Source organism: Streptomyces sp. NPDC007189 (genome assembly GCF_040703635.1).
Classification (GTDB): Bacteria; Actinomycetota; Actinomycetes; order Streptomycetales; family Streptomycetaceae; genus Streptomyces.
Genome location: NZ_JBEYEY010000017.1, coordinates 161,603 through 185,935, shown reverse-complemented (window position 1 = coordinate 185,935; position 24,333 = coordinate 161,603). Strand labels below are relative to the sequence as shown.

Annotated in this window: 20 protein-coding genes; 14 read left to right on the top strand and 6 right to left on the bottom strand. The window is 72.7% G+C overall.

The window, feature by feature from the left end:
* Positions 1–158 precede the first annotated feature (158 nt).
* Positions 159–3,566: a S41 family peptidase gene (locus AB0950_RS30925; RefSeq protein ID WP_366779894.1), complete on the bottom strand. Its 3,408-nt coding sequence runs from the start codon at positions 3,564–3,566 to the stop codon at positions 159–161.
* Positions 3,567–3,769: 203 nt separating this feature from the next.
* On the opposite strand from AB0950_RS30925, the gene AB0950_RS30920 reads away from it, so the two are divergent.
* From AB0950_RS30920 to AB0950_RS30895, 6 genes are all read left to right on the top strand, one after another.
* Positions 3,770–4,420, top strand: coding sequence for a TetR/AcrR family transcriptional regulator (locus AB0950_RS30920; protein ID WP_360158099.1), 651 nt, complete (start codon positions 3,770–3,772; stop codon positions 4,418–4,420).
* 142 nt (positions 4,421–4,562) lie between these two features.
* Positions 4,563–6,785: an MMPL family transporter gene (locus AB0950_RS30915; protein ID WP_366779893.1), complete on the top strand. Its 2,223-nt coding sequence runs from the start codon at positions 4,563–4,565 to the stop codon at positions 6,783–6,785.
* A gap of 134 nt (positions 6,786–6,919) precedes the next feature.
* Positions 6,920–7,435 carry a YbaK/EbsC family protein gene (locus AB0950_RS30910; protein ID WP_360158093.1) on the top strand — a complete coding sequence of 172 codons (516 nt, stop codon included), beginning with the start codon at positions 6,920–6,922 and terminating at the stop codon, positions 7,433–7,435.
* Positions 7,432–8,277 (top strand): DMT family transporter, encoded by an 846-nt coding sequence (locus tag AB0950_RS30905; RefSeq protein WP_366779892.1) that lies wholly within the window; start codon positions 7,432–7,434, stop codon positions 8,275–8,277. The genes AB0950_RS30910 and AB0950_RS30905 overlap by 4 nt, the downstream gene beginning before the upstream one ends.
* Positions 8,278–8,326: 49 nt before the next feature.
* Positions 8,327–9,223, top strand: coding sequence for an NAD(P)-dependent oxidoreductase (locus tag AB0950_RS30900; RefSeq protein ID WP_360158087.1), 897 nt, complete (start codon positions 8,327–8,329; stop codon positions 9,221–9,223).
* A gap of 84 nt (positions 9,224–9,307) precedes the next feature.
* Complete coding sequence (locus AB0950_RS30895; protein ID WP_360158084.1) at positions 9,308–9,583, top strand: DUF1876 domain-containing protein; 276 nt, start codon at positions 9,308–9,310, stop codon at positions 9,581–9,583.
* A gap of 43 nt (positions 9,584–9,626) precedes the next feature.
* Here AB0950_RS30895 and AB0950_RS30890 read toward each other — a convergent pair whose 3' ends face one another.
* The 3 genes from AB0950_RS30890 to AB0950_RS30880 form a co-directional block, all read right to left on the bottom strand.
* A complete protein-coding gene (locus AB0950_RS30890; RefSeq protein ID WP_360158081.1) occupies positions 9,627–10,787 on the bottom strand; it encodes a serine hydrolase domain-containing protein in 1,161 nt (386 codons plus the stop codon).
* Between the two features lie 75 nt (positions 10,788–10,862).
* Positions 10,863–11,339, bottom strand: a complete 477-nt coding sequence (locus AB0950_RS30885) for an organic hydroperoxide resistance protein (protein WP_360158078.1) — start codon at positions 11,337–11,339, stop codon at positions 10,863–10,865.
* Between the two features lie 135 nt (positions 11,340–11,474).
* A complete protein-coding gene (locus AB0950_RS30880) occupies positions 11,475–11,939 on the bottom strand; it encodes a MarR family transcriptional regulator (protein ID WP_360158075.1) in 465 nt (154 codons plus the stop codon).
* A 251-nt stretch (positions 11,940–12,190) separates the two neighbouring features.
* Between AB0950_RS30880 and AB0950_RS30875 the strand changes: the two genes are divergently transcribed.
* The gene (locus AB0950_RS30875; RefSeq protein WP_360158072.1) at positions 12,191–12,529 is read left to right on the top strand and encodes an SsgA family sporulation/cell division regulator; all 339 of its coding nucleotides are present in this window, start codon (positions 12,191–12,193) and stop codon (positions 12,527–12,529) included.
* Here AB0950_RS30875 and AB0950_RS30870 read toward each other — a convergent pair whose 3' ends face one another.
* Together AB0950_RS30870 and AB0950_RS30865 are read right to left on the bottom strand one after the other, a co-directional pair.
* Positions 12,530–14,200, bottom strand: a complete 1,671-nt coding sequence (locus tag AB0950_RS30870; protein ID WP_361976517.1) for a penicillin-binding transpeptidase domain-containing protein — start codon at positions 14,198–14,200, stop codon at positions 12,530–12,532. It abuts the gene before it with no gap.
* A 172-nt stretch (positions 14,201–14,372) separates the two neighbouring features.
* Entirely contained in the window at positions 14,373–16,121 is a 1,749-nt protein-coding gene (locus AB0950_RS30865; RefSeq protein WP_366779891.1) for a phospholipid carrier-dependent glycosyltransferase, read from the bottom strand.
* Between the two features lie 139 nt (positions 16,122–16,260).
* Here AB0950_RS30865 and rsmI point away from each other — a divergent pair, with 139 nt between their 5' ends.
* The 7 genes from rsmI (at position 16,261) to AB0950_RS30830 (ending at position 24,199) form a co-directional block, all read left to right on the top strand.
* Positions 16,261–17,109, top strand: a complete 849-nt coding sequence (rsmI, locus tag AB0950_RS30860; RefSeq protein WP_366779890.1) for a 16S rRNA (cytidine(1402)-2'-O)-methyltransferase — start codon at positions 16,261–16,263, stop codon at positions 17,107–17,109.
* A 335-nt stretch (positions 17,110–17,444) separates the two neighbouring features.
* Complete coding sequence (locus AB0950_RS30855; RefSeq protein ID WP_360158060.1) at positions 17,445–17,846, top strand: hypothetical protein; 402 nt, start codon at positions 17,445–17,447, stop codon at positions 17,844–17,846.
* A 47-nt stretch (positions 17,847–17,893) separates the two neighbouring features.
* Complete coding sequence (locus AB0950_RS30850) at positions 17,894–18,790, top strand: TatD family hydrolase (RefSeq protein ID WP_360574736.1); 897 nt, start codon at positions 17,894–17,896, stop codon at positions 18,788–18,790.
* Positions 18,791–18,948: 158 nt separating this feature from the next.
* Complete coding sequence (locus tag AB0950_RS30845; protein WP_366779889.1) at positions 18,949–20,412, top strand: ubiquitin-like domain-containing protein; 1,464 nt, start codon at positions 18,949–18,951, stop codon at positions 20,410–20,412.
* A gap of 99 nt (positions 20,413–20,511) precedes the next feature.
* A complete protein-coding gene (rsmA, locus tag AB0950_RS30840; protein ID WP_360158051.1) occupies positions 20,512–21,402 on the top strand; it encodes a 16S rRNA (adenine(1518)-N(6)/adenine(1519)-N(6))-dimethyltransferase RsmA in 891 nt (296 codons plus the stop codon).
* Positions 21,399–22,292: a 4-(cytidine 5'-diphospho)-2-C-methyl-D-erythritol kinase gene (locus AB0950_RS30835; protein ID WP_360158048.1), complete on the top strand. Its 894-nt coding sequence runs from the start codon at positions 21,399–21,401 to the stop codon at positions 22,290–22,292. The genes rsmA and AB0950_RS30835 overlap by 4 nt, the downstream gene beginning before the upstream one ends.
* 98 nt (positions 22,293–22,390) lie before the next feature.
* Entirely contained in the window at positions 22,391–24,199 is a 1,809-nt protein-coding gene (locus AB0950_RS30830; protein WP_360158045.1) for an ABC-F family ATP-binding cassette domain-containing protein, read from the top strand.
* The last annotated feature ends 134 nt before the right edge of the window (positions 24,200–24,333 follow it).

Genomic DNA, 24,333 nt, shown 5'->3' with positions numbered 1-24,333 from the left:
GCTCGGCTTTGGCCGAACGGCGTGGGGCGCCCTTCTTGGTGGAGGGTGCCCTGCGTCTTTTGTTTGGGGTGGTGCGGTTTCGTTTTCGGATGCGGGTGGTGGTGGGCTTGTCGCGCAGTTCCTCGCACCCCTTCGACCACTCGTCCCTCGTTGATCGGTCAGTCAGTTCTCGGTGGGAGCTTGGGGCGGGTTCGGTTGGGGACGTCGGTGTAGTCGGGGGGGATGGCCGCGGGGGTGGACTCCAGGAGGTCCAGGGCGAGTTGGATGGCGTCGTCCATCTGGGCGTGGCGGCCCTCGGCCCAGTCCAGGGGGGTCCGCATGATCTCCAGGTCGGGGGTGACGCCGTGGTTCTCCACGGACCAGCCGTACGCGTCGAACCAGGCCGCGTTCATCGGGACCGTGATGACCGTGCCGTCGCCCAGCCGGTGCCGGCCGGTCATGCCGACCACGCCGCCCCAGGTGCGGGTACCGACCACCGGGCCGAGCTTCAGCAGTTTGAAGGCGGCGGTGATCATGTCGCCGTCCGACGAGGTGGCCTCGTCGGCGAGGGCGACGATCGGGCCCCGGGGCGCGTTCGAGGTGTACGACACCGGCTGTGCGTCCCGGGTCAGGTCCCAGCCCAGGATCGTCCGGGTCAGCTTCTCGATGACGAGTTCGCTGATGTGGCCGCCCGCGTTGCCGCGCACGTCCACGATCAGGGCGGGCCGGGACACCTCCATGCGCAGGTCACGGTTGAACTGGGCCCAGCCCGAGCCGCCCATGTCGGGGATGTGCAGGTAGCCGCACTTGCCGCCGCTCAGCTCGCGTACGACCTCCCGGCGCTTGGCGACCCAGTCCTGGTAGCGCAGCGGGCGTTCGTCGATGAGCGGGACGACGGCGACCCGGCGGGCCCGGCCGGGCTCGCCTTCCGGCGGGACGAACGTCAGCTCCACGGTCGTACCGCCGGAGCCGGCGAGCAGCGGGAACGGCCCGGTCACCGGGTCGACCGGGCGGCCGTCGACATGGGTGAGGACCGCGCCCTCGCGGATGCCCGTGCCGGCCAGCGGTGAGCGGGCCCTGGAGTCGGAGGAGTCGCCCGGCAGGATGCGCTTGATCGTCCAACCGCCGTCCCTGCGGACGAAGTTGGCGCCGAGCAGGCCCTGCCAGCGCTGGTAGTGGGGCGGGCCCTCGTTGCGGCGGGCGGCGGTGACGTAGGCGTGCGAGGTGCCCAGTTCGCCGAGGACCTCGCGGAGCAGGTCCGCGAACTCGTCGGGGGAGGCGACCCGTTCGACGAGGGGACGGTACTGGTCGAGCACCCCGTCCCAGTCGATGCCGCACATCCCGGGGTCCCAGAAGTAGGCGCGGATGATCCGGCCCGCCTCGTCGAAGGCCTGGCGCCACTCGGCGGGCGGGTCGACCACGTGCAGGATGCGGCGCAGGTCGATCCAGACGGTCGTGTCGCTGTCGCCCAGCTCCGTCGCGGGCACCGCGCGCAGATCGCCCTCGTCCACGACGACCAGCCGGGTGCCGTCGCCGCTGACCGCGAACCAGTCCAGGTGGTCGACCAGTTCGGACTTCTTCGCCTTGGTGATGTTGAAGTACTCCAGGGTCGGGCGGCCGCTGACGTCGGAGGGGTTGGCGAAGGTCTCGCCGAGCGCGCCGGAGATCGGCCAGCGCAGCCAGACCAGTCCGCCGCCCGCCACCGGGTGCAGCGCGGAGTACTTGGAGGCGATCACCGGGAACGGCGTGACCCGGTTGGCCAGGCCCTCCACCTCCACGGTCACCGTGCCGGCCTCGCCCGTCTCCTCGTCCTCGACCGGGTCCAGCCCGCCGGCCGCCGGACGGCCCTCGGGGTTCAGGGCGAAGGGGGAGGGGGTCGCCGAGTTCAGCGGGACGAGGTACGGGCGGCAGCCGAGCGGGAAGGACAGGTCGCCGGTGTGGACGTCGTACACCGGGTCGAAGCCGCGCCAGGAGAGGAAGGCGAGATAGCGGCCGTCGCGGGTGAAGACCGGGTTCTCGTCCTCGAAGCGGCCGTTGGTCACGTCCACGATCAGCCGGTCCTTGATCCGGGCCAGCTTGATCTGGCGCAGCGAGCGCCCGATGCCCGGGTGGGACCAGGCGAGCCAGGCCCCGTCCGGGGAGAAGGCGAGGTCGCGCACGGGACCGTTGATGGACCGGATCAACTCGGTGACCTGGCCTCCGGCGGGTTCGGCGGGTTCGCCGGGTTCGGCGGGGGCGGCGGGGGTGGCAGAGTCGGGTGGCTGGGCTTCGGTGGTTTCAGCGGGCTCCGCGGGCTGGGCTCCGGTGGTTTCGGCGGGCTCCGTCTCCCCGGCCGCTGCCAGGACCTCCCCCGCCTCCAGCGCTTCCCCGCCCCCCTGCTCCGTCACGTCGATGAGCAGCAGCCGGCCGTCGTGCGAGGCGACCGCAAGCCGTTCGCCCAGGGGGTCGGAGGCCATCTCCAGGACGCGGCCCAGGCGGCCGGAGGCGAGGCGGCGGGGGGCGCGGTCGCCGGTCGCGCGGGGCAGGTGGGCGATCTCGACGGCGTCCTCGCCCTCCGCGTCGGTGATGTACGCGATCTGCCCGGTCGTGCCCAGCATCTCCGGGAGCCGTACCCGTACGCCGGGCGTGTCGCTGATCGTCCGGGCGGGGCCGTCGCGGTGGGTGAGCCAGTACAGGCTGCCGCGGACGACGACGGCGCTGGCCCGGCCGGTCTCGTCCACGGAGATGCCGTCGACGTTCTGCGCGGCGGGCACCTGGTAGCGGCGGCGCCCGTTGGCCGGCCCGGCGAGGCGGATGTCCAGCTTGCGCGGTACGGCGCCGGGGGAGAAGTCGTCGACGAGCCACAGGTCGCCCGCGCACTGGTAGACCACCCGGGTGCCGTCGTTGGAGGCGTGCCGGGCGTAGAAGGCGTCGTGGTCGGTGTGGCGGCGCAGGTCGCTGCCGTCGTAGGCGCAGGAGTAGAGGTTGCCGACGCCCTCGTGGTCGGAGAGGAAGGCGATCCGGCCGGCGACGAACATGGGGCAGGCCAGATGGCCGCCGATGTCGGGCACGAGCTGCTGCCCGTGCAGCCAGAGGCGGCCCATGGCGCCGCCCCGGTAGCGCTTCCAGGATGCCGGTTCGTGCGGCGGGGTGCCGGTGAGCAGCAGGGTCTTGTGCACGCCGTCGATGTCGGCGACCTGGATGTCGGCGACCGGCCCCCAGGGCAGCTTGCGGCCGGGGTCGCCGTCGGTGGACACCTTGTAGGCCCAGGTGAAGTAGGAGAAGGGCTGGCCGTGGGAGGCGACGGCGAGGATGTCGCCTTCCGGGGTCCAGCCGCAGACCTGGGTGTCGGAGCTGCCCCAGTACGTCAGCTGCCGCTCCGGCCCGCCGTCGACGCCGACGAGGTGGATCTCGGGTTCGAGGGTGTGCCAGTTGGTGTAGGCGATGCGGCTGCCGTCCGGCGAGAAGCGGGGGTGCCCGGCCTTGGTGCGGTCCGCCGTGAGCCGCCAGGCCCGGCGCGGGGCGTCGAGCGGGGCCAGCCAGAGGTCGTCCTCGGCCACGAAGCACAGCAGGTCGCCGCTGAGGTGGGGATGGCGCAGATAGCTCACCTTCCCATGCTTTTCCTGTCGAAGGGCACCAGCAACTCGTGCGCGACCGGCGCCCGCGACCTGCGCAGGAGCGGCACCGGGCGTTTATACCGTCCTCACGCCCGTGACCCAACACACGTACGAAACGGTTTCGTTTCGAACCCTCTCAGGGTATGTTCAGGGTGTACACAAGCAGGAGGCTCCGGAGTGGGGAGGTGGACGGCATGACCGACGCCGCATCGAAGGGCGCGGCGCTAGCCGCTCCGGTGGAGCCGGTGCTCGCACCGGGGCGTCGCAGTCGGATCACGCCCGAGCGCGAGGCCGAGCTGTACGAGGCCGTGCTCGACCTGCTCCGGGAGGTCGGCTACGACGCCCTGACCATGGACGCCGTCGCCGCCCGCACCCGCTCCAGCAAGGCCACGCTCTACCGCCAGTGGGGCGGCAAGGCCGAGCTGGTCGCGAAGGCGGTGCGGCACAACAAGCCGGGCGGCTTCGCCGACGAGGTCGTCGACACCGGGTCGCTCAGGGGCGACCTGCACGCCCTCACCCTGCGCTCCGACGACTGCGAGATGGAGCAGAACTCCGCGCTGATGCGGGGTCTGGCGATGGCCGTCCACGGCAACCCGGACCTGCTGCGGGCGTTCAGGGAGCATCTCATCGAGCCGGAGCTGGCGGCGTTCCGCCGTGTGCTGCAACGGGCGATCGACCGGGGTGAGGTCCGCGCGGACAACCCGGCGATCGACTACGTGATGCACATGATGATCGGCGGGTTCGCCGCCCGCACGCTCATCGACGAGCAGCCGCCGACGCAGGCCTTCCTCCTGTCGTACATCGACGCCGTCGTCCTCCCCGCCCTCGGCGTCACCACCGGCTGATCACCACCGATCGCCCTCCGATCCCCTTCCCCTCCCCTCCCCCTCCCCGAGCAAGCCCATCGTCTGACGTCACCGCTCACGTCGTCGGGCTGATCACCCCTGCCCTGATGAACCCCACGACCTGACCGGGAGTACGCCAGAAATGGCCACGTTTCTGTACAAACTCGGCCGTCTCGCCTTCCGGCGACGGCACTTCGTCGCCCTGATATGGGTCGCGCTGCTCACCCTCGCCGGGGTGGGCGCCGCCTCCGCGCCGGCCGCCGGCAACACGTCCTTCTCCATCCCCGGCACCGAGGCGCAGAAGGCCTTCGACCTGCTGCAGCAGCGCTTCCCCGGCATGAGCGCCGACGGCGCCACCGCGCGGGTCGTCTTCAAGGCGCCGGCCGGCGAGAAGATGACCGGCCACGACAACAAGGCGGCCGTCGAGAAGACGGTGAAGGAGCTGAAGAGCGGCTCCGAGGTCGCCTCCGTCGCCGACCCCTACACCGGGCACGCGGTCAGCCGGAGCGGCACGATCGCGTACGCCTCGGTGAAGTACAAGGTCTCCGGCATGGAGCTGAAGAACTCCTCCCGTGACGCCCTGAAGCAGGCCGCGCAGCACGCGCGGGACGCCGGGCTGACCGTCGAGGTCGGCGGTGACGCGCTGAGCGCCACCCCGGAGACCGGTTCCAGCGAGGTCATCGGCATCGGGATCGCCGCCGTCGTCCTCGTCATCACCTTCGGCTCGCTCCTCGCGGCCGGATTCCCGCTGCTCACCGCGATCATCGGGGTCGGCATCGGCGTCTCCACGATCACCGCGCTCGCCAGCGCCCTGGATCTCGGCTCCACGACCTCCACGCTGGCGTCGATGATCGGCCTGGCCGTCGGCATCGACTACGCCCTCTTCATCGTCTCCCGCTACCGCGCCGAACTGGCCGAGGGACGCGAGCGCGAGGACGCGGCCGGACGGGCCGTCGGCACGGCGGGCTCGGCGGTGGTCTTCGCCGGTCTCACCGTGGTCATCGCCCTGGTCGGCCTGTCGGTGGTCAACATCCCGATGCTGACCAAGATGGGCATCGCGGCGGCGGGCACGGTCGCCATCGCCGTCCTCATCGCGCTGACGCTGATCCCGGCGCTGCTCGGCTTCGCGGGCCGCAGGGTCAAGCCGGCGGGCGAGAAGAGCAGGCTGCTCGGCGGCGGCCGTACGCCTCGCCGGCCGGGCCGCCCCAACATGGGCACCCGCTGGGCGAGCTTCGTCGTGCGCCGCCCGGTCGCCGTCCTCCTCCTCGGCGTGCTCGGCCTCGGCGCGGCGGCGATCCCGGCCGCCTCCCTGCAGCTGGGCCTGCCCGACGACGGCTCCCAGCCCGTCTCCACCACCCAGCGCCGCGCCTACGACCTGCTCTCCGAGGGCTTCGGGCCCGGCTTCAACGGCCCGCTGATGGTCGTGGTCGACGCCAAGGACAGCGCGCACCCCACGACGGCGTTCACCGAGGTCGGCGACGAGATCAAGGGTCTGAAGGACGTCGTCACGGTCACCCCGCCCGTGGCCAACAAGGCCGGGGACACCGCGACGATCACCGTCGTACCGAAGTCCAAGCCGTCCTCGCAGACGACCGAGGACCTGGTGCACGCCATCCGCGACAAGGGCGCGGACATCACGGCCAGGACCGACTCCAAGGTGCTGGTCACCGGCTCGACGGCGATGAACATCGACGTCTCGCAGAAGCTGAACGACGCCCTCCTGCCCTACCTGGCGCTGGTGGTGGGCCTGGCGTTCCTGCTGCTGATCGTGGTCTTCCGCTCGGTCCTCGTCCCGCTGAAGGCGGCGCTCGGCTTCCTGCTCAGCGTGCTCGCGGCGCTCGGCGCGGTCGTCGCGGTCTTCCAGTGGGGCTGGCTGTCCGGCCTGATGAACGTCGAGCAGACCGGCCCGGTCATGTCGATGATGCCGATCTTCATGGTGGGCGTCGTCTTCGGCCTCGCCATGGACTACGAGGTCTTCCTCGTCACCCGGATGCGGGAGGCGTTCGTCCACGGCGAGACGCCGGGCCAGGCCGTGGTCACCGGCTTCAAGTACGGCGCACGGGTCGTCACCGCCGCCGCCGTCATCATGATCGCCGTCTTCTCCGGCTTCATCGGCTCCAGCGAGTCGATGGTCAAGATGATCGGCTTCGGCCTCGCCGTCGCCGTCTTCTTCGACGCGTTCATCGTCCGCATGGCCATCGTCCCGGCGGTCCTCGCCCTGCTCGGCAGGCGCGCCTGGTGGCTGCCGAAGTGGCTCGACCGGGCACTGCCCAACGTGGACGTGGAGGGCGAGGGCCTGCACACCCCGTCCGCGGCCGGCAAGGACGCCGACCCGGACGAGGAGCGGGAGCTGGTACGGGTCTGACGTACCGCTTCCGGCGACGGACCGGCCGGTGAGGGTGCCCGTGGGGACGGGGCCGCACCCTCACCGGCCTTCTGCCGCGCACGCGGGCGAAACCCGGGTGAGCGCGGCGACGGCGATGTCGTAGCGTGCCCTGCATGACGACGACAGCCGCCACTGACGCCGACGACTTCGGAGCCCACCCCCGGTTCGCCGAGGCGCTGCGCGCGCTCGGGCTGCAGGACGTGCTCGTACGGGCCAGGAGGTTCCCGGAGGGCACCCGCACCGCCGCCGAGGCCGCCGCGGCCATCGGCTGCGAGCTGAGCCAGATCTGCAAGTCGCTGGTCTTCGCCGCCGACGGGGCGCCGGTGCTGGTCCTCATGGACGGCGCCTCGCGGGTGGACACGGAGCGGGTACGGCGGGAACTGGGCGCCGGCAAGGTCACCCGCGCCGACGCCGGGGTGGTCCGCGAGACCACCGGGTACGCCATCGGGGGCGTGCCGCCCTTCGGGCACCGCACGCGCACCCGCGTCCTCGCCGACCGCTCGCTGCTCGCCCACGACGTGGTGTGGGCGGCCGCCGGAACGCCGCACACCGTCTTCCCGATCGAGCCGAAGGCGCTGGTGGCCCACGCCGGCGCCGACCTGGTGGACGTGCGCGAGCAGACCGCGTGACCCCCCTCGTCACGGCCGCCGTCCTGCTCGCCGCCGTGACCCACGCCAGCTGGAACGCGATCGCGCACCGGATCACCGACAAGCTCGTCGGCTTCACCCTGATCTCCGGGGGCGGGGTGCTGATCGGGCTCGCCATCGCGCCGTTCGTGGCGCTCCCGGCGAGGGCCGCGTGGCCCTACCTGCTGACCTCGGCGGTCGTCCACATCGCCTACTACGCCCTGCTGATGACCTCCTTCCGGCTCGGCGACTTCGGGCAGGCGTACCCCATCGCGCGCGGCAGCGCCCCGCTCGTGGTCACCGTGCTGGCCGCCGTGTTCGCCCACGAGGTGCCCGGCGGCTGGGCGCTGGCCGGGATCGCCGTGTCCTGCGTGGGGCTGACCGGCGTCAGTCTGTGGGGGCTGCGCGGCAGCCGGCCCGACTGGGCGGCGATCGGCGCGGCCCTCGCGACCGGGCTGACCATCGCCGCCTACACGGTGATCGACGGACTCGGGGTACGCACCGCGCACTCACCGCTCGGGTACATCGCCTGGCTCATGGCGATCCAGGGCGTCGTCATCCCGGCGTACACGTACGCACGCGCGCGTGGCGGCACCGTCCGGCTGCTGCGGCCGTACGCCGCCCTCGGCCTGCTCGGCGCCGCCCTGTCCGTGACCGCGTACGCCCTGGTGCTGTGGGCCCAGACCCGCGCGGAACTCGCGCCGATCGCCGCGCTGCGCGAGTCCTCGATCCTGGTCGGCGCCGCGATCGGCGCCGTGTTCTTCAAAGAGCGTTTCGGGGCACCCAGGATCGCGGCGGCCGGGTTGCTGGTGGTCGGCATCGGGTTGATGCTGCACGCCGGGTAGCCCGGCAGGGCAGAGCCACCGGGCAGCAACCGGACGACAGGAGCCGTCAATGACCGACAAGCCGACCGTCAGCGTTCTGGGCACCGGGATCATGGGGGCCGCGATGGCCCGGAACCTGTGCCGCGCCGGACTCCAGGTGCGCGCGTGGAACCGTACGCGGGAGAAGGCCGAGCCGCTCGCCGCCGACGGCGCGCGGATCGCCGGCACACTCGCGGAGGCCGTCGAGGGCGCCGACGTCGTCCTGACGATGCTGTACGACGGCGCCACCGTCCTGGACGTCATGCGCGAGGCCGCTCCGGCCCTGCGCCCCGGCCTCGTGTGGGCGCAGTGCACCACCGCCGGGACCGAACTGATCGGCGACCTGGCGGCGTTCGCCCGCGAGCACGGGCTCGTCTTCTACGACGCCCCCGTCCTCGGCACCAAGCAGCCCGCCGAGGCCGGGCAGCTGACCGTGCTGGCCGCCGGGCCCGAGGAGGGGCGGCGGACAGTCGCGCCGGTCTTCGACGCGATCGGCGCGAAGACCCTGTGGACCGGCTCCGACGGCGCCGCGGGCAGTGCCAGCCGGCTGAAGCTGGTCGCCAACAGCTGGGTGCTCGCGGCCACCGCGGCCACCGGTGAGGTCCTCGCGCTCGCCCGGGCCCTGGACGTGGATCCGCAGGCGTTCTTCGAGGTGATCGAGGGCGGCCCGCTCGACATGGCGTACATGCGCGCCAAGGCCGGGCTCATCCTCGACGGCAAGCTGACCCCGCCGTCGTTCGCCGTCGCCACCGCCGAGAAGGACGCCCGGCTCATCGTGCGGGCCGGCGAGCGCGGCGGCGTACGGCTGGACGTGGCCGCCGCGACCGCGGAGCGGCTCGCCCGCGCCGCCGCCCGGGGGCACGCGGACGAGGACATGGTCGCCGCGTACTTCGCCAGCTTCGAGGAGGCCGAGGACGACAAGGGGTGAGCGGTGCCGCCGAGGTGACGTTCCCCGCGCGCGGGAGCACCCTGGAAACAGCTGGAAACCAGCTGTTTTCCGGAGGTGATCGTCATGATGCACACCACTGTCGGATGGCATGTCGAGCTGGAGTTCATGGAGGACGATCAGCACACCAAAGCGGCGGCGCTGGTGCGCTTGCCCGACGGCACCGAGGTGCGGTCGCACGGGCACGCCACCCGGCACCGCGTCGACTCCAACCAGCCGAGGGTCGGCGAGGAGATCGCCGGCGCGCGTGCCCTGAACGAACTGGCCATGCAGCTGCTGACCAAGGCCCACGACGAGATCGACGCGGCGTCCGGACGGACCTCCCACACGATCAACGTGTGAGCGTCCCGGGCGTACGGCTCCACGGGCGCGCCGGCGCGCTGCGCTACGCGATCGCCGTGCGGACCGCGCGGACCAGCGCCTGCGCCCTCGGGTCCGCCGTCACGCTCTTGCGGAAGCCGTTGGTGACATAGCCGAACGCGATGCCCGTCTCCGGGTCGGCGAACGCGAGGGCGCCGCCCCGGCCGGGGTGGCCGAAGGAGCCGGGGGAGAGCAGCGGGGACGCCGCGCCGTGCAGCATGTAGCCGAGGCCGAACCGGGTGCCGACCACCAGGACCCGGTCGGGTCCGGCGGACTGCTCGGCGCGGGCGAGCCGCACCGTCTCAGGGGTGAACAGCCGCGTGGCGCCGTCCACTTCGCCGATGAGCGAGGCGTAGAAGCGGGCCAGCCCGTCGGCGGTGGCGATGCCGTTGGACGCGGGCAGGACGGCCGCGCGGTAGGCGGGGTCGTTCTCGTCGGGCAGCGGGGTGATGGCCGCGAACGCGCGCCGGGTCAGCGAGCCGGGGTCGGCGTAGGCCTCGGCCACCGTGCGCTTGGGGCGGGTCTTCAGGGCGCCCGCGGCCTCCGGCGCCTCGACCGGCCCGACGCGGCCCACGCGCGCATGCTCGGAGTCCGGCAGGCCGAGCCACAGGTCCGCGCCGACGGGGCGGGCGATCTCCTCGGCGATCCACGCGCCAACCGGGCGGCCGGTGATCCGCCGGATCAGCTCGCCGGTGAGCCAGCTGTAGGTCTGGGCGTGGTAGCCGTGGTCCGTGCCCGGCTCCCACACCGGCGCCTGCGCGGCGACGGCCGCGGCGCCCAGGTCCGGGTCGGCGGCCTCGGCGGGGGTCAGGGGGCGGTCCAGCACGGGGACGCCCGCGCGGTGGGCGAGCAGGTGCCGGACGAGGGTGTGCTCCTTGCCGGCCGCCTTGTACTCGGGCCAGTACGCGCCGACCGGGGCGTCGAGGTCCAGCTCGCCGCGCTGGTGCAGGAGCAGCAGCGCGGCCGCGGCGACGCCCTTGGTCGCGGAGCGCACGATCTGCGCGGTGCCGGGCTCCCAGGGGGCCGTGCCGTCCACGTCCCGGGAGCCGGCCCACAGGTCGGCGACCTTGCGGCCGTCGCGGTAGACGGCGACGGCCGCGCCGCGTTCCCCGCGCTGCGCGAAGTTCGCTGCGAACGCCTCCCTGACCGGCTCGAAGCCCTCGGCGACTGTGCCGTTCACGTCCACGTCCGCTCGTTCCCTTCGGCTCGCCTTCGACAGTGGGTCCAACAGCCACTGTCGGCCTGGGATTCCTTGGTGGCGCTACCCGAGGAGAATCGTTACGTCGATGTTGCCGCGGGTGGCGTTGGAGTACGGGCACACCTCGTGCGCGGCGTCCACCAGCCGGGCCGCCACGTCGGGGTCCAGCACCGGCAGGGAGACGCTGAGGGCCACCGCGAGGCCGTAGCCGTGGTGCCTGTTCGGGCCGATGCCGACCTTGGCGGCCACCGTGGAGCCGGTCAGGTCGTAGCCCGCGCGGTTGCCGACGAGGATCAGCGCGTTGTGGAAGCAGGAGCTGTAGCCGGCCGCGAAGAGCTGTTCCGGGTTGGTGCCGTTGCCGTCGCCGCCCAGCTCCGGAGGCATCGCGACCTTCAGCTGGATCTGGCCGTCCTGGCTGGTGACATGGCCGTCGCGGCCGCCGTGGGCAGTGGCCTCGGCGACGTACACGATCTTCGTCGGACGGGTGTCGACGGGGGTTTCCCCGACGGGGGTCTCCTCGACGGCGGTGCCCTCGGTCATGGCCGGCCTCTCCCGGGAACGGATGGCGAACAGGTCGCGCACAAGTGCATCGTGCACAAGATACCGGCCGGTAGGTCGGTGGGCGGCGTCAGGGGGGCGGCAACCGTGGGTGACGCCGGGCCGGTGTGCGCCGGATCAGTGCCGGTCGGCCGCCGTGTCGGCGCGCTGGGTGAGGTCCCACAGCGCCTCGCGCAGCGACGCGACCTGCTCGGCGCCGAGGCCTGTCGTGGTGAGGAGCGCGCCGGGTATGCGCGCCGCGCGATCCCTCAGTTCCTCCCCGCGCCCCGTGCACGCGACGAGCACCGAGCGCTCGTCGCCGGCCGCGCGCTCCCGGCGCACCAGCCCCGCGCCCTCCAGCCGCTTCAGCAGCGGGGAGACGGTGCCGTAGTCCAGCCGCAGGGCGCGGGCCAGCTCCTTCACGCTGGTCTCGCCGCGCTCCCAGAGGACCAGCAGCACCAGGTACTGGGGATAGGTGAGCCCGAGGTCGTCCAGGAGCGGACGGTAGGCGGCGGTCACCGCGCGCTGTGCGGCGTACAGCGCGAAGCACAGCTGGTCGTCCAGCAGCAGCGACCCCTCGGCGGCGCGGTCCTCGTTCGTCACGCGCCCATTGTCACGGACGCGCCCCCGCCGCAGGGACGGTGACCTTGGCCTCATCGAGGCGGGCAACCGCTTGGCGCGGGCGGCGACGGGGAAGGTGAACACCTGTACGGCGAAGAGGACCGCAGGCTCACCGCGAGGGCATCGGCGGCCGGCTCCGCGAGGCGTGAATCGGAAAATATGGGACATTAGGGAGAAAGCGGAAGCGGAATTACGGCTTTCGTACAGGTCACTCAGGGTGAAAGGGCGGTCCGATGTCTGTGGTCGAGCAGTACGCACGCGCCCATATCGTCACGGACGAGGAGGACCCGGGGGCCGTGGCCGTGGTGCTGCGGTACGACCCCGACTCCGATCCACGGTCGGTCCGGGTCGGCCTGCCCGGCCCGCACGAGTGGACCTTCTCCCGCGCGCTGCTGGAACGGGGCCTGCGGGCGCCGGCCGAGAGCGGCAAGGTACGGGTGTGGCCCTGCGGCCGGGTGCAGGCCGTCGTGGAGTTCCACACCGACAACGGTGTCGAGGTGGTCCAGTTCGAGTCGAAGGCGCTGCTGCGGTTCCTGCGCCGCACCTACACCGCCGAGCCCGTACGCAGCTGATCAGCCGCCCATCTTCAGCAGGGCCGCCACGATCGGACCGGCCGTGTCGCCGCCGTGGCCGCCCGCCTGCACCACGCCCGCGGCCGCGAGGTCGCCCTTGTAGGCGGTGAACCAGCCGTTGGGCTTCTTCTGCCCGTCGACCTCGGCGGAGCCCGTCTTGGCGCCGTAGTCCCCGCTCATGCCCGCCATCGCCTTGGCCGCCGTGCCGTAGTCCGCCGTGAACCGCATGACGTCCTTCAGCTGGGACTGCGTCTTCGCCGACATCGTGCGCGCCGCCTTCGCCAGCGTGCGGTGGTCGACGTCGGGGGAGACCAGGTACGGCTGGTGGAAGGCGCCCGACTCCACCGTGGCCGCCACCGACGCCATGTTCAGCGGGTTCATGCGCACCCCGCCCTGCCCGATCAGCGAGGCGCCCATCTGCGCGCCGCTCTGCACCGGCACGGAACCGTCGAAGGACGGCACGCCGATGGCCCAGTTGTCCATGCCGAGGCCGTAGACCTGCTGGGCCTCCTTCGTCAGGTCGCTGTTCGACAGCTTCGGCGCGAAGTCGATGAAGGCGTTGTTGCAGGAGGCCCCGAAGCTCTGCTTGAACGTGCCCTTCTTGATCTCGGAGTCGTCGTCGTTGTGGAACGTCCAGCCGGCCAGCTTGTACGTCTTGGGGCACGGGTGCGACGCGTCGGGGGTGATGAGCTTCTTCTCGAACAGCATGGTCGACGTCACGATCTTCATCGTGGAGCCGGGCGCGAGCGAGCCCTGGAAGGCGACGTTGAAGCCGTGGTCGGTGTTGGCGGCCGCGAGGATCTCGCCGGTCGAGGGCCGCAGGACCACCACGGACGCCCGCTTCTGCTTGGCCACCTGCTGCTCGGCCGCCGCCTGGACGGCCGGGCTCAGCGTCGTCTTCACCGTACCCGGCGTGCCCTTGCTCAGCTCCACCAGCGTCTTGTCGGACAGCCCGGCCTTCTGCGACGCCTTGCCGCGCACCACGCGCAGCTCGATGCCGGCCCTGCCGCCCGCCGTCTTGCCGTACTTGTCCCGCAGCCCGTCCAGCACCGTGCCAAGCGACGGGTACTTGGCGGCCGTCAGCTCGCCGCCGTCACGGTCCAGCGCCTTGATCGGCGGAGTGCCCGACTCCCCGGTGACGAGCGTGTCGCCGTCCTTCAGATCCGGGTGGACGACCGAGGGGCGCCAGTCGACCAGCGGCTTGCCGTCGCTCGCCCGCCGCACCACGGTCAGCGAACTGGCGTACGCCAGCGGCTTGCTGAGCTTCTGGTACGACACGGTCGCCTTGACGGAGAAAGGCACCGTGTCGCCCTTGGCCGCGGCCGGCGTCAGCGTGACGTCCTTCACGTGGGCGTCCTTCGCGACCCCGTCGAGCACCCGGGTGGCGGCGGAGGTGTCATCGGTGGCGGCGGCCGCCTCGGCGAGCCTGCCCTGCTGCCACGCGGTCAGGAAGCGGGTGGAGGCCGTGCGGACCTCGGCGGCGGTGAGCGGGCCGGTCTTGACGGTCTTGTGGCCGGCTGCGGCGGGGGCCCGCTCGTCGGCGGCGGCACCGCCGCCGGTCAGCGCGTAGACGGCGAACCCGGCGCCGCCGACGACCAGGGCGATCACCCCGCCGACCAGCACGGGCCCGGTCGTCCTCCGTCGCTCGGCGACGCGCCTTCTCTTGCCCACAGCCTCAGTTCCTCCGTGCCTTCCCCAGGGTCCCCGCAGCCCTCACACTCCCCAACGACGGCACTCACCTTAAGGTGCCCACATCGGAGGGTGACGCCGACGGCCGATCCGTAGCACGGTTGCGACATTCCACGCGCGCGTGCAGGCCGCCGGCCCGCCGTGAACCGCCGGATCAGACCCAGGTGTCCAGCCACATCCGCGACCGCCAGGAGTCGATCGGGATGGCCGTGCCCGTGTACAGGGGCCAGAAATAGATGAAGTTCCAGGCGATGAGCAGCACCAGGACGCCCGACGCCGTCGCGCCGATCACGCGGCGGGTTTCGGAGGAGCCCGGTGGGCCGACGACGGCGCCGATCATCATCGCCACCGCCAGGCACAGGAACGGCAGGAAGACGACGGCGTAGAACAGGAAGATCGTCCGCTCCTGGTACAGGAACCAGGGCAGATAGCCCGCCGCGATGCCGCAGGCGATGGCGCCGGCGCGCCAGTCGCGGCGGAACGCCCACCGCCACAGCACGTACAAGATCGCGAAGCAGGCCGCCCACCACAGCAGCGGCGTGCCGATCGCCAGCACCTCGCGGGCGCACTTCTGGCCCGCGTTCGCCGGGCAGCCGTCGGCGCCGGGGTTCGGGGACTCGTAGAAGTACGACACCGGGCGGCCCAGCACGATCCAGCTCCACGGGTTGGACTGGTAGGTGTGCGGGGAGGTCAGGCCGACGTGGAACTTGTACACCTCGTGCTCGTAGTGCCACAGGCTGCGCAGCCAGTCCGGCAGGAACGTCCAGCTGCCGCCCTTGCCGTCGGTGGCCGCCCAGTTGCGGAAGTAGCCGCCGGTGCCGTCGGCCGGGGAGAGGATCCAGCCGAGCCAGGACAGCAGATAGACGCCGATCGCCACCGGGACCGTCGCCACGAAGGCGAGGCCCGTGTCGTACTTCAGGGCCGCCGTGTACGGCTGCAGGGCGCCGGCCGTCCTGCGGGCCCCCACGTCCCACAGCACCGCCATCACGCAGAACGCGATCAGGATGTACAGGCCGTTCCACTTGGTGCCCAGGGCCAGGCCCAGCATCAGCCCCGCCGCCCAGCGCCAGGGCCGCAGGCCGAAACGGAACGTGTCGGCCACGCGCGCGTCCGGGCGGACCCGGCCGTCGCGGTCGGCCGGCAGCGCGGCGGCCAGCCGCTCCCGCGACCGGTCCCGGTCGATGACCAGGCAGCCGAACGCGGCCAGCACGAAGAACATCAGCACGCCGTCGAGCAGCGAGGTGCGGCTCATCACGAAGTGCAGGCCGTCCACCGCCATCAGCGCGCCCGCCAGGCAGCCGAGGAACGTGGAACGGAACATCCGGCGCCCGATCCGGCACAGCAGCAGCACGCTCAGCGTGCCCAGCAGCGCCGTCATGAACCGCCAGCCGAACGGGTCGAACCCGAACATCAGCTCGCCGAGCCCGATGACGTACTTGCCGACGGGCGGGTGCACCACGTACGCCGCGTCCGCGGGGATCGGGAGGTGGCCGTGCGTCTGCAGCACCAGGTCGTTGGCGTTCTTGTCCCAGTTGACCTCGAAGCCGCGGTGGACGAGCGCCCACGCGTCCTTGGCGTAGTACGTCTCGTCGAATATCACCGCGCGCGGGCTGCCCAGGTTCCAGAACCGCATCAGGCCCGCCATCAGCGTCACCAGCAGCGGACCGCCCCAGCCCGACCAGCGCGTGATCCGCCCGGCCAGGACCGGCGGCACGCCGAGCACCTGCCACAGCCGGGGGCCGGGCTCCGTGTACGGCGGTACCAGCCGGTCGCGCACGTCGCCCGAGGGCGCGTCCTCGGCCGGTACGTACCCGAATCGGCGCAGCCGCTGCTGCCACGGCGGCCGCTGGTCGTGCGGCGCCTGGCCCTGCCGGAGGTCCGTGGAGGACGCGGTACTGGTCACCCGCGCCATGGTAGGGAACCGTTCTGTGCGAGTCCCGTGCATGTGGGGCAGTGGTCGGAATCGGGTCGGTTTCCGGGCCGCCGCGGGCCGGAACGCCGGTGCGGGCCGGGCTGTCGGTGGCTCCTGGGAGGATGGGGGTGTGACTGGAACCCTTGTCCTGGCAGGTACCCCCATCGGCGACATCGCGGACGCGCCGCCCCGGCTGACCGAGGAGCTGGCCGGCGCCGACGTGGTCGCCGCCGAGGACACCCGGCGGCTGCGCCGGCTCACCCAGGCCCTCGGCGTCACCCCCAAGGGCCGCGTGGTGTCGTACTTCGAGGGCAACGAGTCCGCCCGCACCCCGGAGCTGGTCCAGGAACTGCTCGGCGGCGCGCGCGTGCTGCTCGTGACCGACGCCGGGATGCCGTCCGTGTCCGACCCCGGCTACCGGCTGGTCGCGGCGGCGGTGGAGCAGGACATCCGGGTCACCGCCGTACCGGGGCCGTCCGCCGTGCTCACCGCGCTCGCCCTGTCGGGACTGCCGGTCGACCGGTTCTGCTTCGAGGGCTTCCTGCCGCGCAAGGCCGGTGAGCGGCTGTCCCGGCTGCGGGAGGCCGCGGCCGAGCGGCGCACCCTCGTCTACTTCGAGGCCCCGCACCGGCTCGACGACACCCTCGCCGCGATGGCCGAGGTCTTCGGCGCCGACCGGCGGGCCGCCGTGTGCCGCGAGCTGACCAAGACGTACGAGGAGGTACGGCGCGGTCCGCTGGCCGAGCTGGCGCGGTGGGCCGCGGAGGGGGTCCGCGGGGAGATCACCGTGGTGGTCGAGGGGGCGCCGGAGAGCGGTCCCGGGGAGCTGGACGCGGAGGAGCTGGTGCGGCGCGTACGCGCGCGTGAGGAGGCGGGGGAGCGGCGCAAGGAGGCGATCGCCGCGGTGGCGGTCGAGGCGGGGGTGCCCAAGAGGGTCGTCTTCGACGCGGTGGTTGCTGCGAAGCGTTCGGGTGAGTGACGGCGGTTCGGCCGGCTGACGGCCCGGGGTGTGCGCCGGCGGTGGTCGCGGGTGTGCGGGCGCCCGTTTCGCACGGCTCCCGCGCGCCGTGCGTGACGCGGGGCACACCCGCTCTGAGCAGGGCTGTTCTCGGGTGAGCGGGCGGGCCATGGGACGGCAAAGGGCTGTCGCCGATGGCAAAGGGAAACGCCGCCGATCGGGGCCCTTTCTGCAAGGAAGGCCCAAATCGACTCCAACACTCGACAGCCCTGCTGCGTTCGCGCCGGCGAAGGCGTCCACTGGTTGAAGAAACGCCCCGCTGCGGGGCGTTTGTCCAGCGGACAAGAGGAGCTGGCATGAGCGAGATCGCAGGGCAGACCGGCCTCCGTGGCACGCCCACCGCCGTCGTTCACGAGTCGTACGCGTTCGCCTGCATGCGATGCGGGCACGGCTGGGAGCAGTCGTACGAGATAGAGCACCACAGGGACGGCGACGGCCAGGAGTTCGTGCTGTACGTGGCCGACGGCCGGGTCGTGCCGTCGCCGCTGAGCCGGCCGCGCTGCCACAACTGCGACGGTCATGTCGTACGGATCATGCGGGCGGGGCAGGTCTCCTCGGTGCGCGGCGCCGCCGACCCGCACCACATCGTGCCGCAGGCGGGCCCGGTCGAGACGCCGCAGGTGCCCGCCCGGCCCGAGGAGCCGCACCACTGGCATCTGTCGGATCTCCTCCACTCCTTCCACCGCAAGGCCGGCTGAGCGGATCGCCGGCCGGTGCGGGCATGCCCCTTTCGTAGGATCGGGGCATGCCTTCGAACGCCGGCCAGACCGCCAAGGGCGACAAGAACGCCGCACCGCCGCTCCCGGCGCCGCTGCGGGTTCCGGTCGCCGACTCGCACACCCATCTCGACATGCAGTCCGGCACGGTCGAGGAGGGCCTGGCGAAGGCGGCGTCGGTGGGGGTGACGACCGTCGTCCAGGTCGGCTGCGACATCAAGGGCTCGCGGTGGGCCGCCGAGACCGCCGCCGCCCACGACAGCGTCCACGCCGCCGTCGCCCTGCACCCGAACGAGGCCCCGCGCATCGTCCACGGCGACCCCGACGGATGGTCCCGGCAGGGCGCCCGCGAGCCCGGCGGCGACGCCGCGCTGGACGAGGCCCTCGCCGAGATCGACCGGCTGGCCGCGCTGCCCCAGGTCAAGGGCGTCGGCGAGACCGGCCTCGACTACTTCCGCACCGGCCCGGAGGGCAAGGCGGCCCAGGAGCGGTCGTTCCGCGCCCACATCGAGATCGCCAAGCGGCACGGCAAGGCGCTCGTCATCCACGACCGGGAGGCGCACGCGGACGTCCTGCGCGTGCTGAAGGAGGAGGGCGCCCCCGAGCGCACCGTCTTCCACTGCTACTCGGGCGACGCGGAGATGGCGCAGATCTGCGCCCGCGAGGGCTACTACATGTCCTTCGCGGGGAACGTCACCTTCAAGAACGCCCAGAATCTGCGGGACGCCCTCGCCGTGGCCCCGCTGGAGCTGGTCCTCGTGGAGACCGACGCCCCCTTCCTCACCCCGGCGCCGTACCGGGGCCGGCCCAACGCGCCCTACCTCGTCCCGGTCACCGTCCGGGCGATGGCCGCCGTGCGCGGCATCGACGAGGACGCGCTGGCCACCGCCCTGGCCGCCAACACGGCCCGCGCCTTCGGCTACTGAGCCCCACACTCGTGCGCTCGTACGAAAATAGGCCGAACGGCTCGACGCGCAACTGTGCGTGGTCGAGTCGCTTTGGAGAGTGACGAACGCTCCGCTAGGTTCTGTGGGCCCGATCCGGACCTCTCCGGACCCCTCTGGCACCTCTGGAGCGTGTCGGCGTGAGCAAGTCGCATTACGAGACGTTCGGGACCGATGGGCCGCAGGAGCGGCACGAGCAGCCCGCTGCGTCGTCCCACCAGCAGCCGGGGCCCCACGAGCCGTACGGCCCCGGCGCCTCCCTGCACACCGCTGAGACCCTGCCGTCCGGGCTGTACCCGGACACCTGCCGGCCCGCCTACGAGGCGCAGGCCTACCTCGTCCAGGAGCCGGCGCGGCCCCGGCGCGGCGTAGGGGTGACCCGCGCCGCGGGCGCCCCGGACGAGGAGGCGCACGACGACGCTCCGGCCGCCGAGGGGCACGGCGACGCTCCGGCCGCCGAGGTGAGCGGGCGGGGCGCACGCCGGCGCAGGGCCCGCGGCATGGAACGCCCGGAGTCCGCCGTGCGCCGTCTGCTGCCGCAGGCGCTGGTCGTGGCCTTCCTCGCCGGCGGCACCACCGCGTTCGTCGCCGAGGACAAGGCGGTCGAGCTGACCGTCGACGGCCATCAGCGCACCCTGCACACCTTCGCCGACGACGTGCGCGGGCTGCTCGCCGAGGAGGGTGTGCGTGTGGGGACGCACGACATGGTGGCGCCCGACCCCGACACGGACCTCGCCGGCGGCGACACGGTCGCCGTGCGCTACGGACGCCCGGTCCGGCTCACCCTCGACGGCCGGCGGCGCGAGGTGTGGACGACGGCGCACACCGTGGAAGGGGCGCTGAACGAGCTGGGCGTGCGCGCGGAGGGCGCCTACCTGTCCGCCTCCCGCAGCAAGCCCATCGGACGCGGCGGGCTCGACCTCGACGTGCGCACCGAGCGAACCGTCACGGTCATGGCCGACGGCCGCACCCGCACCATCCGCACCAACGCCCCCACCGTCCGCGACGCCGTCGAGGAGGCCGGCATCACCCTGCACGGCCAGGACACCACCTCCGTCCCGCCCGACAGCTTCCCGCGCGACGGGCAGACGGTGACCGTGCTGCGGATCAGCGGCACCCGGGAGATCCGCGAGGAAGAGATCCCGTTCAAGGTCGAGCGCGTCAAGGACCCCACCCTGTTCCGGGGCGCCGAGGTCGTCGTGCAGTCCGGACGGCCCGGGCTGCGGCGCGACACCTACCTCCTGCGGACCGTCAACGGGGTCCGGGACAAGCCGCGCCGGGTGACCTCCGAGGTGGTGCGCGGGCCGCGCAAGCAGATCGTGAAGGTGGGCACCAAGGCGCTGCCGAGGACCGTGACCGGCGCGGACGGCCTGAACTGGCACGGTCTGGCCGCCTGCGAGTCCGGCGGCCGGGCGCACGCGGTCGACTCGTCCGGGACGTACGGCGGGCTGTACCAGTTCGACTCCCGCACCTGGCACAGCCTCGGCGGCGCCGGCCGCCCCCAGGACGCCCCGGCGTCGGAACAGACCTTCCGCGCGAAGAAGCTGTACAAGCGGCGGGGGACGACGCCCTGGCCGCATTGCGGGGTGCGGTTGCATGGATGAGGCGCAGTAGGGCTCGTTACCCGTGGCCGGGTGCGCGGTGGGCCGGGTGCGCCCGGTGCCTGGCAACCCGGCCGGCCTGACCCCCGTACTCTTGTCCCCGTGAGCAGCCCCACCCCCGACGCCCTTCTCGGACCGGCCGACATCCGTGAACTCGCGGCAGCGCTCGGTGTCCGTCCCACCAAGCAGCGCGGCCAGAACTTCGTGATCGACGCCAACACGGTCCGCCGTATCGTGCGCACCGCCGAGGTCCGCCCCGAGGACGTGGTCGTCGAGGTCGGGCCGGGGCTCGGCTCCCTCACGCTCGCCCTGCTGGAGGTCGCCGACCGGGTGACCGCCGTCGAGATCGACGACGTGCTCGCCGCGGCCCTGCCCGCGACCGTCGGCGCGCGGATGCCGGGGCGCGCCGACCGGTTCGCGCTGGTCCACTCCGACGCGATGCACGTCACCGAACTGCCCGGCCCCCCGCCGACCGCCCTGGTGGCGAACCTCCCCTACAACGTCGCCGTCCCCGTGCTGCTGCACATGCTCGACACCTTCCCGAGCATCGAGCGCACCCTCGTCATGGTGCAGTCCGAGGTCGCCGACCGGCTCGCGGCCCCGCCCGGCTCGAAGGTGTACGGCGTGCCGTCGGTGAAGGCCAACTGGTACGCCGACGTGAAGCGGGCCGGGGCCATCGGCCGCACCGTCTTCTGGCCCGCGCCGAACGTCGACAGCGGACTGGTGTCGCTGGTGCGGCGGGCGGAGCCGGTGAAGACCACGGCCTCCAAGGAGCAGGTCTTCGCGGTGATCGACGCGGCGTTCGCGCAGCGCCGCAAGACCCTGCGGGCGGCGCTCGCCGGCTGGGCCGGGTCCGCCGCCGCGGCCGAGGCCGCCCTGGTCGCGGCCGGCGTCTCGCCCCAGGCGCGCGGCGAGTCGCTGACGGTGGAGGAGTTCGCGCGGATCGCCGAGCACAAGCACGCGGTCACCGAGCACGAGGAGGCGGGCGCGTGAGCGTCACGGTCCGGGTACCGGCCAAGGTCAACGTCCAGCTCGCGGTCGGCGCCGCCCGGCCCGACGGGTTCCACGACCTCGCCAACGTCTTCCTCGCCGTCGGCCTCTACGACGAGGTGACGGTGACCCCCGCGGACGAACTCCGGATCACCTGCGCGGGCCCGGACGCCGCCCAGGTGCCGCTGGACCGCACCAACCTCGCCGCGCGCGCCGCGATCGCCCTCGCCGGGCGGCGCGGGATCGAGCCGGACGTCCACATCCACATCGCCAAGGACATCCCGGTCGCCGGCGGCATGGCGGGCGGCAGCGCGGACGGCGCCGGCGCGCTGCTCGCCTGCGACCGGCTGTGGGGCACGGCGGCCTCGCGGGCCGAGCTGCTCGCGATCTGCGCCGACCTGGGCAGCGACGTGCCGTTCAGCCTGGTCGGCGGGGCCGCTCTCGGCACCGGCCGGGGCGAGCGGCTGACCGCCCTGGAGGTCGGCGGCACCTTTAACTGGGTGTTCGCGATGGCCGAGCGGGGCCTGTCGACACCGGCGGTGTTCCGCGCGTTCGACCGGCTGGCCGAGGGGCGGGACATCCCGGAGCCGGTGGCCTCGCCCGAACTGCTGCAGGCGCTGGCGAAGGGGGACGCCGAGGCGCTGGGCGCGGCGGTCGCCAACGACCTCCAGCCCGCGGCCCTCTCCCTGTTCCCGGAACTCGCCGGCACGCTGGAGGCCGGGCGCGGAGCGGGCGCGCTCGCCGCGCTGGTCTCCGGGTCCGGGCCCACGACGGCGTTCCTCACGCGCGACGCCGAGTCGGCGCAGAAGGTCGCGGCGGCCCTGCGGGCGTCCGGCACGTGCAAGGCGGTGCGGACCGCGGCGGGGCCGGTGCCGGGGGCGACGGTGCTCTGAAGGGTCTCGCACTCCGCCCCCGCCGACCGAGGCCCTACGCTAGAAGGCTGACCCCCGCGGCGGAGCCGCACATCGACACAGCCGCGCACAGGAGTGAAATGGCCGTCAACCTGGTCAATGCCGAGAACGTCAGCAAGGTGTACGGCACCCGTGCCCTGCTCGACGGCGTCTCGCTCGGCGTGTCCGAAGGGGACCGTATCGGGGTCGTCGGACGCAACGGCGACGGCAAGACCACCCTCATCCGGATGCTGGCCAAGCTGGAGGAGTCGGACACCGGTCGGGTCACGCACTCCGGCGGGCTGCGGCTCGGCGTGCTCACGCAGCACGACTCCCTCGACCCGGCCGCCACCGTCCGGCACGAGGTGATCGGCGACATGGCCGACCACGAGTGGGCCGGCAACGCCAAGGTCAGGGACGTGCTGACCGGGCTGTTCGGCGGGCTGGACCTGCCCGGGTTCCCCAAGGGCCTGGACACCGTCATCGGCCCGCTCTCCGGCGGCGAGCGGCGCCGTATCGCGCTCGCCAAGCTGCTCATCGAGGAACAGGACCTGATCGTCCTCGACGAGCCCACCAACCACCTCGACGTCGAGGGCATCGCCTGGCTCGCGCAGCACCTGCAGAACCGGCGCTCGGCGCTGGTGTGCGTCACCCACGACCGCTGGTTCCTCGACCAGGTCTGCACCCGCATGTGGGACGTGCAGCGCGGTGACGTGTACGAGTACGAGGGCGGCTACTCCGACTACGTCTTCGCGCGCGCCGAGCGCGAGCGGATCGCCGCCACCGAGGAGGCCAAGCGGCAGAACCTGATCCGCAAGGAGCTGGCCTGGCTGCGGCGCGGGGCGCCCGCGCGCACCTCCAAGCCGCGCTTCCGCGTCGAGGCCGCCAACGAGCTGATCGCGGACGTGCCGCCGCCCCGCGACAGCAGCGAGCTGATGAAGTTCGCCTCCTCGCGGCTCGGCAAGACCGTCTTCGACCTCGAGGACGTCACCGTGCAGGCCGGGCCCAAGGTGCTGCTCAAGCACGTCACCTGGCAGCTCGGCCCCGGCGACCGGATCGGTCTCGTCGGCGTGAACGGCGCCGGGAAGACCTCGCTGCTGCGCGCCATGGCCGCCGCGGCGTACTCCGACGGCGAGGAGCAGCCGGCCGGCGGCCGTATCGCCGTCGGCAGGACGGTCAAGCTCGCCTACCTCTCCCAGGAGGTCGCCGAACTCGACCCCACCTGGCGGGTGCTGGAGGCCGTGCAGCGGGTCCGCGAGCGCGTCGACCTGGGCAAGGGGCGCGAGATGACCGCCGGGCAGCTGTGCGAGACGTTCGGCTTCACCAAGGAGAAGCAGTGGACGCCGGTCGGCGACCTGTCGGGCGGTGAGCGGCGGCGGCTGCAGCTGCTGCGCCTGCTGATGGACGAGCCCAACGTCCTCTTCCTGGACGAGCCCACCAACGACCTCGACATCGAGACCCTCACCCAGCTCGAGGACGTCCTCGACGGCTGGCCCGGCTCGATGATCGTCATCTCCCACGACCGGTTCTTCGTCGAGCGCACCACGGACCGCGTCTTCGCCCTCCTCGGCGACGGCACCCTGCGGATGCTGCCGCGCGGCATCGACGAGTACCTGGAGCGGCGCCGGCGCATGGAGGAGGCGGTCGCCGCGCAGACCGCCGCCGCGGCGCCCAGGCCGGCCACCACGGAGAAGAGCGCCGCCGACCAGCGCGTCGCGAAGAAGGAACTGCAGAAGATCGAGCGCCAGTTGGACAAGATCTCCGAGAAGGAGTCGAAGCTGCACGCCCGGATCGCCGAGAACGCCACCGACTTCGCGAAGGTCGCCGACCTGGACGCCCAGCTGCGCGACCTCGCCGGCGAGCGCGAGGAACTGGAGATGCGCTGGCTGGAGCTGGCGGAGGACGCGTAACTCCGGGCGCTCAGACGGCAGTCAGTCAGGTTGCGTGCGCCGCGTGAAGGGGGCGTGAAGGCGCGTAACGGCGGCATCACGGGGCGGTCGTCCCTTGGGAACAGCGGCGGATCCGGGCCCGTGCGCTGTCGGTA

Coding starts and splice junctions, on each gene's coding strand:
- AB0950_RS30920 (WP_360158099.1), top strand. CDS start 3,770: ATGACCGACGCCGCATCGAAGGGCGCGGCGCTAGCCGCTCCGGTGGAG.
- AB0950_RS30915 (WP_366779893.1), top strand. CDS start 4,563: ATGGCCACGTTTCTGTACAAACTCGGCCGTCTCGCCTTCCGGCGACGG.
- AB0950_RS30910 (WP_360158093.1), top strand. CDS start 6,920: ATGACGACGACAGCCGCCACTGACGCCGACGACTTCGGAGCCCACCCC.
- AB0950_RS30900 (WP_360158087.1), top strand. CDS start 8,327: ATGACCGACAAGCCGACCGTCAGCGTTCTGGGCACCGGGATCATGGGG.
- AB0950_RS30895 (WP_360158084.1), top strand. CDS start 9,308: ATGATGCACACCACTGTCGGATGGCATGTCGAGCTGGAGTTCATGGAG.
- AB0950_RS30885 (WP_360158078.1), bottom strand. CDS start 11,339: ATGACCGAGGGCACCGCCGTCGAGGAGACCCCCGTCGGGGAAACCCCC.
- AB0950_RS30875 (WP_360158072.1), top strand. CDS start 12,191: ATGTCTGTGGTCGAGCAGTACGCACGCGCCCATATCGTCACGGACGAG.
- AB0950_RS30855 (WP_360158060.1), top strand. CDS start 17,445: ATGAGCGAGATCGCAGGGCAGACCGGCCTCCGTGGCACGCCCACCGCC.
- AB0950_RS30850 (WP_360574736.1), top strand. CDS start 17,894: ATGCCTTCGAACGCCGGCCAGACCGCCAAGGGCGACAAGAACGCCGCA.
- AB0950_RS30830 (WP_360158045.1), top strand. CDS start 22,391: ATGGCCGTCAACCTGGTCAATGCCGAGAACGTCAGCAAGGTGTACGGC.